Genomic DNA, 6,497 nt, shown 5'->3' on the forward strand with positions numbered 1-6,497 from the left:
TCACCCTTGCCTACCGGCCGCGCCCCGCGACCACCGCAGACTGGCCGCCAACGCTGTGCCGGACCGAGTTCGTCACCGGCAACGCCTCGAACGCCCGGGTCCCGGTGGACATCAGCCGCCTGGGCCTGCCCGCGAGCCGCAGTGACGGCATCCGCTCGGCCAGCGCCCGGAACAGCACCTCGCCCTCCAGCCGGGCCAGGCTGGCGCCCAGGCAGAAGTGGATGCCGTTGGCGAAGGCGAGGTTGTCCGGTTCGCCCTGGCGGGTGAGGTCGAAGCGGTCCGGGGCGGGGTAGGCGGCCGGGTCCCGGTTGGCCGCGGCGATCAGCACCAGCACCACCTGACCGTCCTTGATCATCTGGCCGGCGAGTTCGACGTCCTCGTGGGCCAGGCGTGCGGTGAGTTGGGCCGCCGGGTCGTAGCGCAGGGCCTCCTCCACCGCGCGTGGCGCCAGTTCCGGTCGTGCGCACAGCAGCGCCCACTGGTCCGGGTGCCGCAGCAGGGCGTGCGCGGCGTTGCCGATCATGCCGACCGAGGTGTCGATCCCGGCGGCCACCAACAGCAGCAGGATGGCCTGGGCCTCGGCGGTGGTCAGCGTCCCCTCGGCCCTGGCCGCCACGAGCCGGGCAGGCAGTTCGGCCGCGGGCGGGGCGGCGGCCAGCAACCGGTCGAACTGGCCGGTCAGGTCCCGGCCCCTGGTCAGCAGTTCCTCCGCGTCGCGGACCGAACGCACCCCGCCCAGGTTCGATCCGACCGCCAAGCTGTACTCGGCCAGTCCCGACCGCTCGGTCGGCGGGATGCCCAGCAGATCGCCGGTCAGGGCGACCGCGAGCGGGATGGCCAGATCGGTGATCAGGTCGAACTGGTCCTGGCCTGCCAGCCGGTCCAGCAGTTCGTCCACCGTGGCCTGCATGCCCGCCCGGTAGCCGGCCATCCGGGCCGGGGTGAACACGGGGGCGACCACCCGTCGCAGCCGGGTGTGCTCGGGTGGGTCCAGCTGGACGATGGAACGCGGGAAGTACCGGTTCACCGCGGTCACCGGCAGGCTGCCCGGTGCGATCGGCACCCCGAACCGGCGGTCGCGCAGCACCTGCCTGGCCACCGAATAAGAGGTGGTCGCCCACGCTCCGCCCGGCTGCTTGTGCAGTGGGCCCCGGCGGCGAATGCGTTCGTAGAGCGGGTAAGGATCTTCCAGCGACCGTGGCCAGTTCAGCCGGGAGAGCTGGTCGCCGCAGGCGCCGAGCAGGCGGCCCAGCACGAACTCGGCGCGGATGCGCAGGCCGAGGCGCAGTGCGGCGGCGGTGCCAAGGTGAGTCACGAGATGCCCTTTCTCAGTCCCTTGTGGACACTCCGGTTTCCTTGGGCGCCACGCTTCTTGACCATAAGCGCGGCGTTGGGCACGACCGGCCATTCGCGGACTTGATGATCCGATCGAGTGGACCGGCCGGAGACGACGCGTACGGTGTGGGGGTGGCGACGGCCGAACCCGCGCGGTACTGGCGGCATCCGAGCGTGCCCGGACTGGACCTGATGGCGGCCCGGTTCCGCGGGCACGCCTTCAGCAGGCACAGCCACGAGACCTACGCGATCGGCGTGATACAGCAGGGATCCGAGGTGCTGCACGTCGGCTCGGACACCCGGGTGATCGGCGCGGGCGGGATCACCTGTGTCAACCCTGGCGAGGTGCACACCGGGCAGGCCACCGGCGCGGACGGCTGGGCCTACCGGGTGCTCTACCCCGGCCTGGACCTGGTCTCGGCGGCGGTGCGGGAACTCGGCGGACCCGCCGGGACACCCGCCTTCCACGGCGAGCCGAGTTACGACCGGCAGCTGGCGGCGGCGATCCTGGCCGCCCACCGGGCTGCCGAGCAGCAGGCCCACCTGAGTTCGGAAACCCTGCTGTACCAGGCGATCGGGCGGCTGTGGCTGCAGCACGGCACCCAGGCGCGGGAGCCTCGGCCGGTGCGGGCGGGGGCGGGCAGGCTGGAGCTGGCACGGCAGCTGCTGCTGGCCCGGATGGCCGGGCCGCCGAGTCTGGACGAGCTGGCCGCCGAGGTCGGGCTGGGGCGGTTCGTGCTGCTGCGCGGGTTCCGGGAGCGGTTCGGGCTGCCGCCGCACGCCTGGCTCAACCAGGAACGGGTGCGGCTGACCAGGGAACTGCTGGAGCGCGGGATCCGCCCGGCGCAGGCCGCCGCCGAGGTCGGTTTTGTCGATCAGGCGCACCTGTCCCGGCACTTCCGGCGCATGGTCGGCGTGCCGCCGGGCGGTTACCTGCGCTGGCGGGCGCAATAACGTACAAGACCGCACTGACCTGCGGTTCCTATCGTGGCGATCATGTCACTGGACCCGAGCCGCGCGGAGCTGGCCGCGATGATGGTGGCCACCACCGAGCTGACCGCCGACTTCCTGGCCGGCCTGTCCGCCGCGCCCGCCTCCCGGCTCACCGGCGCCAAGCCGTTCGACCCGCCCGCCGAGGAACCCGGTGAGTTCGCCGAGCTGCTGGCGGTGTTCCGGGAGGCGGCGGCCAACGCGGTGGACACCGCCGGACCCGGCTACCTGGCGTATTTCCCGGCCGGTGGGCTGATCTCGGCCTCGATCGGCGAGTTCCTGTCCACTGTGGTCAATCGGTTCACCGGGGTCGCCGCGACCGCGCCGGACCTGGTCGCGCTGGAGGACAGCGTGCTCGACTGGCTCTGCCGCGAGTTCGCCTTACCCGCCACCGCGGGCGGGCTGATCACCACCGGCGGCTCGCTGGCCACGCTGTCCGCGGTGGTCGCCGCCCGGCACGACCGGCTCGGCCCTCGGCACGACCGCGGCACGCTCTACGTCACCGAACACACCCACCTCAGCGTGGCCAAGGCCGCGCTGATCGCCGGACTGCGCCCCGACCAGGTGCGGGTGGTGCCGGTGACCGCCGAACACCGAATGGATCCGGCGGCCGCCGAAGCACTCATCGCCGCCGACCGAACGGTCGGTAGGGAACCATTCCTGCTGGTCGGCACGGCGGGCAGCACCAGCACCGGCACCATCGACCCGCTGGCCGACCTGGCCGGGATCGCCGCCCGGCACGGCCTGTGGTTCCACGTCGACGGCGCCTACGGCGGCGGATTCCAGCTCACCGAACGCGGCCGGGCGAAACTGCGCGGCATCGAACTCGCCGACTCCATCACCTTCGACCCGCACAAAACCATGTTCCTGCCCTACGGCACCGGGGTGCTGCTGGTGCGGGACCGGGACACCCTGCGCGCCGCGCACACCGTGGACGCGAGCTACCTCCAGGACCTGCGCCGCGACCCGTGGCCGCCCGACTTCTGCGACCTCGGCCCCGAACTGACCCGCGAGTTCCGCGGCCTGCGGATGTGGCTGCCCCTGCACCTGCACGGCGTCGCCGCGTTCCGCCAGGCCCTGGACGAGAAACTCGACCTGGCCGCCGAGGTGCACCGCGAACTGTCCGCACTGTCCGAAATGGACGTTCCAGTGCAGCCGGACCTGACGGTGAACGTGTTCCGCCGCAAGCACGGCGACGACGCGGACAACCAGCGCCTGCTCGAACGGATCAACGCCACCGAACGTATTTTCCTGTCCAGCACCCGGTTGCACGGCCAGTACCTGCTCCGGCTGTGCGTGCTCAGCCACCGCACGGACGCGGCCAGGGTGGCCGAGGCGATCGAGATCATCCGGATGCTGGGACGCGAGTGAGATCGACTGCTTCCGGCACCGCCGCCTTGCCGGGTTATCCGGAACGGCCTAGCTTCGGTAATGTCCGGTTTCCCTGCTGCAGATCGGTCGGCAACCACCCATGGCTGAGATCGTCTACCCCCCGGTCATCGCACTGGCGAAGACCATGTTCCGGGTGCTGGACATGCGGATCCGGATCGACGGCGCCGAGCACATCCCCCGCCAGGGCGGCGCCGTGCTGGCCAGCAACCACGTCAGCTACCTGGACTTCATCTTCGCCGGACTCGGCGCGCTGCCAGCCAAGCGGCTGACCCGCTTCATGGCCAAGAAGGAGGTCTTCGACAACCGGATCTCCGGCCCGCTGATGCGCGGCATGCACCACATCCCGGTGGACCGCAAGGCAGGCGAGGCCGCCTACGAGCAGGCCCTGGCCGCGCTGCGCACCGGCGAGGTGATCGGGGTGTTCCCGGAAGCCACGATCAGCCGCTCGTTCACGGTCAAGGACATCAAGTCCGGCGCGGTCCGGCTGGCGGCCGCCGCGGCCGCACCGCTGATCCCGATGGCGCTGTGGGGCACCCAGCGGATGTGGACCAAGGGCCGCCCGCGCGCCCTGGGCACCCGGCACCTGCCGATCACCATCCTGATCGGCGAGCCCCTGCACCCGACTCCGGAGCAGGACGCCACCGCGGTCACCGCCGAACTGCGCGCCCGGATGACCGAACTGGTGGACAAGGCCCAGCGCGACTACCCGGACAGCCCGGCCGCGGACCAGACCTGGTGGCAGCCCGCCCACCTCGGCGGCACCGCCCCCACCCCCGCCGAGGCCGCCGCCCTGGACACCCGGTCGCCGGGCTAGGCCCTCCCCCCACGACCGGCGTTACGGTCCGAGTTCTCCGCAGTCGCGAAGGCTGAACTATCTGTCTGGGTTTCTCGCCGTGACCAGCACGACCTGGGCCGACACCCGGTGCGAACGGTTGCCCGCGGAGTCACCAGGGTGGGCTATCCAGGTCGGCTTCGACCGGCTCCGATCCACCGGCTGTGGACCATCATCAGCATCACCACCATGACCATGACCACCCACTACCCGAGGCACTGGACCAGGCGGTGCCGGATGAGGCGCTGCCACCGGATGGGCTGTCCCGCCGGACGATGCTGCGCCGGGCCGGGCTGCTCGGCGCCGGACTAGCCGTGGCGCCAGGGATTCTCGGTGTGACCGCGAGTGCAGCGCCACCCCCGCGCGGGGGTTACCGGTGGCTTGCCGGGGACCATCACATCCACACCCAGTACAGCCTGGACGGTCGCTACCGGGTGATCGACCACGTGCGGCAGGGCGCAGCGCACGGGCTGGACTGGATGGTGATCACCGACCACGGCGGTCCGACCCACGCCCGGATCGGGGTGGAACGGGTGCACCCGGAGATCGTGGCCGCCCGCCGGGATGTGCCGGACGCGCTGGTGTTCCAGGGGCTGGAGTGGAACATCCCGGCCGCCGAGCACGGCACCGTGTTCGTCCATCCCGGACGGGAGGAAGTGCGGGTGCTCAAGGAGTTCGAGGGCTCCTTCGACGGTATCGTGCGTAACGCCCTGACCAGCACCCCTGCCAACGAGGCACTGGCCATCGCGGGCATCGACTTCCTGGCCGAGGCGTTGCGGCGCAGGCGGATCGAGGATGTGTTGTTCCTGGCCAACCACCCGGCCCGGCAGGGTATCGACACCCCGCACGAGATCCGGAACTGGCGCGATGCCCAGCCGCACATCGCGGTGGGCATGGAGGCCGCGCCGGGGCACCAGGCCGCGGGCATCGCCAAGCCGCACGGCGCCGGGCTCTCCCGCGGCTACTACTTCATGGAGCCGGGCCCGGACTCCTTCCCCGCCTACCCGCCGGCGAGCTACCGGACTTTCGGCGGCTTCGACTGGATGACCGCCACCGTGGGCGGGTTGTGGGACAGCCTGCTCGCCGAGGGCAGGCCGTGGTGGGTCACCGCGAACTCCGACTCGCACGCCATCTACGGCGACACCGCCGTCACCGGCCCCGGCTCGAACTTCGACCGCGACGGCAAGCTCGCCGACGCCGTGCACGGGACCGTGCCCGATCTCACCAACGCCGACTTCTGGCCCGGCGCCTACACCCGCACGCACGTCGGCGCGGACGGGCACTCCTATCGCGCGGTGATGGCCGGGATCCGGGCCGGGCGGGTCTGGGTGGACCACGGCGCGCTGGTGGCCGGGCTGGACATCCGGCTGCGCACCGCGGACCGGTGGGCACAGGACAGCGTCACGCTGGGCGGGGTGCTGCGGGCGCGGCGGGGCACCCCGCTGGAGCTGGTGATCAGCGTGGACCTGGCGCGGTTGCCGAACTGGGCGCAGTTCGTGCCCAAACTGGCCAGGGTGGACATCGTCCAGGGCGAGGTGACCGGTCCGGTCGCCGACCGGGACACCTTCTCCGCGCCGAAGACGAAGGTGGTGCGCTCCTTCACGGTCACCGCCACCGCGGGCACCGCGAAGTTCACCCACTCCCTCGGGCGCCTGGACGGCCCGTTCTACCTGCGGCTGCGGGGCACCGACGGCAAGCGGGTCGCGGTCGGACTCGGTGGTGCGGCGGTGGATCCGGCCGGTCCGGCGATGGACGTGGCCGGGGACGCCGACCCGTGGGAGGACCTGTGGTTTTACACCAACCCGATGTGGGCGCTGCCCGCCTAAGCACCTGGCCAGAAGTCTTGTCCGAAACCTTCGGGTAGCCAGGGGCTGGTCCAAGGGGCGGCAGTGGTGAGGTGCTGCTCGGTGGTTCGGCTGCGGAAGTAGGCGTGGGTCTGGCGGAGGCG

At 71.7% G+C, this 6,497-nt stretch carries 5 protein-coding genes and 1 pseudogene; 4 read left to right on the plus strand and 2 right to left on the minus strand.

Going from position 1 to position 6,497, the window contains the following annotated elements; translation table 11 throughout:
• Positions 1 to 10: 10 nt before the first annotated feature.
• Positions 11 to 1,315 carry a cytochrome P450 gene (locus ACTOWY_RS40200; protein WP_441314848.1) on the minus strand — a complete coding sequence of 435 codons (1,305 nt, stop codon included), beginning with the start codon at positions 1,313 to 1,315 and terminating at the stop codon, positions 11 to 13.
• Positions 1,316 to 1,467: 152 nt separating this feature from the next.
• On the opposite strand from ACTOWY_RS40200, the gene ACTOWY_RS40205 reads away from it, so the two are divergent.
• From ACTOWY_RS40205 to ACTOWY_RS40220, 4 genes are all read left to right on the plus strand, one after another.
• On the plus strand, positions 1,468 to 2,289 hold the full coding sequence (locus tag ACTOWY_RS40205; RefSeq protein WP_441314849.1) for an AraC family ligand binding domain-containing protein: 822 nt from the start codon (positions 1,468 to 1,470) through the stop codon (positions 2,287 to 2,289).
• Positions 2,290 to 2,331: 42 nt separating this feature from the next.
• Positions 2,332 to 3,696: a pyridoxal phosphate-dependent decarboxylase family protein gene (locus ACTOWY_RS40210; protein WP_441314850.1), complete on the plus strand. Its 1,365-nt coding sequence runs from the start codon at positions 2,332 to 2,334 to the stop codon at positions 3,694 to 3,696.
• Between the two features lie 100 nt (positions 3,697 to 3,796).
• On the plus strand, positions 3,797 to 4,531 hold the full coding sequence (locus ACTOWY_RS40215; RefSeq protein WP_441314851.1) for a lysophospholipid acyltransferase family protein: 735 nt from the start codon (positions 3,797 to 3,799) through the stop codon (positions 4,529 to 4,531).
• A 248-nt stretch (positions 4,532 to 4,779) separates the two neighbouring features.
• Positions 4,780 to 6,375 (plus strand): PHP domain-containing protein, encoded by a 1,596-nt coding sequence (locus ACTOWY_RS40220; protein ID WP_441314852.1) that lies wholly within the window; start codon positions 4,780 to 4,782, stop codon positions 6,373 to 6,375.
• Here ACTOWY_RS40220 and ACTOWY_RS40225 read toward each other — a convergent pair.
• Positions 6,372 to 6,497 (minus strand): annotated as a pseudogene (locus ACTOWY_RS40225) (IS630 family transposase); the annotation flags it as partial. The gene ACTOWY_RS40220 and the pseudogene ACTOWY_RS40225 sit on opposite strands and share 4 nt — an antisense overlap.

Source organism: Crossiella sp. CA198 (genome assembly GCF_052078295.1).
Taxonomy (GTDB): Bacteria; Actinomycetota; Actinomycetes; order Mycobacteriales; family Pseudonocardiaceae; genus Crossiella.

Bases quoted from the DNA above. Each gene is read 5' to 3' on its own strand.
- ACTOWY_RS40215 (WP_441314851.1), top strand. From the start codon at position 3,797: ATGGCTGAGATCGTCTACCCCCCGGTCATCGCACTGGCGAAGACCATG.
- ACTOWY_RS40210 (WP_441314850.1), top strand. From the start codon at position 2,332: ATGTCACTGGACCCGAGCCGCGCGGAGCTGGCCGCGATGATGGTGGCC.